Source organism: Oleiphilus sp. HI0128 (genome assembly GCF_001635365.1).
The window spans coordinates 1-707 of the sequence record NZ_LWGG01001566.1 but is presented as its reverse complement, the minus strand read 5'-3'; the positions used below and the strand labels follow the sequence as shown (position 1 = coordinate 707).

Sequence of the window (707 nt, the reverse complement as noted above, 5' to 3'; positions counted from 1 at the left end):
ATTAGCTTTTGTATCGGCTGATCCTTCAACCATCGCGTTGAAAGGCAGTGGCTCAAGTGCTCACCCAGAGGTTACAACCGTTACCTTCAGTTTGAACGATGCGACGGGCGAGCCGATGGCAGGTGAAACAATTGAATATTCTCTGTCAACGAATGTGGGGGGGATTACTTTCCCTAATGGCTTATCGACTTATTCTTCGGTAACGGATGAAAGCTAATTCACCTAGTACAGCTTACTGCTGGTGGCGTTAACATTAGTGTGGCAATCATTGCAACGGTAACTGTTGAGTATGAGGATGGTTCAACTGCAACGACAACTACGACATCTGATTCAATTGCCGTTCTGGGTGGACTTCCTGACCAAGACAGCTTTACTTTATCTGTAGAGACCTTTAACCCTCGTGGTTGGGATATTTCTGGAACAACTTCTCGAATGACTGTGCGCGCAGGTGACCGCTTTAATAATGAGGCTAGAGATGGTACTCAGGTTTCTTTTGTGACAACCGGTGGTCAGATAGTGGGTTCCTGTGAATTAGATAGTGGCTTTTGTTCAGTTGATTGGACAAGTTCGAATCCGCGTCCCGATAACGGTTTAGTGCATATTATGGCACGTACGACTGGAGAGGAGTCATTTATTGATGCGAACTTGAATGGTCAATATGATTTAGGTGAAGTCATAGATGTCGAACTGGACGAAGCTTATATCGA

At 45.1% G+C, this 707-nt stretch carries 2 protein-coding genes; both read left to right on the top strand.

The annotated features are described in order from the left end of the window. The coding region (locus tag A3763_RS29265) for a hypothetical protein (protein ID WP_197483139.1) at positions 1-217 on the top strand (217 nt) is incomplete at its 5' end. 41 nt (positions 218-258) lie between these two features. Beyond that, a partial coding sequence (locus tag A3763_RS25750) for a hypothetical protein (RefSeq protein ID WP_197483138.1) occupies positions 259-707 on the top strand: 449 nt, incomplete at its 3' end.